Origin of the sequence: Halorubrum sp. SP9, from assembly GCF_005435015.1 — an archaeon.
Classification (GTDB): domain Archaea; phylum Halobacteriota; class Halobacteria; order Halobacteriales; family Haloferacaceae; genus Halorubrum; species Halorubrum sodomense.
Map to the genome: position 1 here is coordinate 1 of NZ_SGXU01000327.1, position 496 is coordinate 496.

Genomic DNA, 496 nt, shown 5'->3' on the forward strand with positions numbered 1-496 from the left:
TCAGGCGTTCGACGTGCTCCTCGACTTCCTCGTCAGACTCGGGCTGCCAGTCGAGGATATCTCGCTCGATGGCATCGTCAATATTCGTGACCTCGACATCGTCGTGCTCCTCGTCCCAGAGACGCTCGAAAGTCTTCACGTCCTCCTCGACGTACTCGTTCTCGACCTCGTCCCACGAGCGGTGGACTTTGAATCGCTCGTAGTTGCGATACCACGCGTTGTAGGTCTCGTTGATGCTTCCCTCGAACGTGATTCGATTCCCGTCGGTCGCGATGCCGAGCTTGGGATGGAAGATTCCCGAATCGGAGTTATTCCGCGGTTCCCCGATTTTTAGCTGAAGCCGTCCCTCGTCCAGCATTTGGGCGATGAGGGCGAGCCGTGACTCGCCTTCCTCGGAGAGGGGAGCGTCGTCGGTGAGAACCGGTTTGTTCTCTTGACTTAGGCGCTTTGAGGCGATGATGCGGATTTCACCATCAGATTCGAATGCGGATTCGAC

1 protein-coding gene is annotated in these 496 nt (G+C 57.1%); it reads right to left on the reverse strand.

The window, feature by feature from the left end:
- On the reverse strand, positions 1 to 496 hold a 496-nt coding region (locus tag EXE45_RS17750; protein ID WP_241989532.1), incomplete at both ends, for a phospholipase D-like domain-containing protein.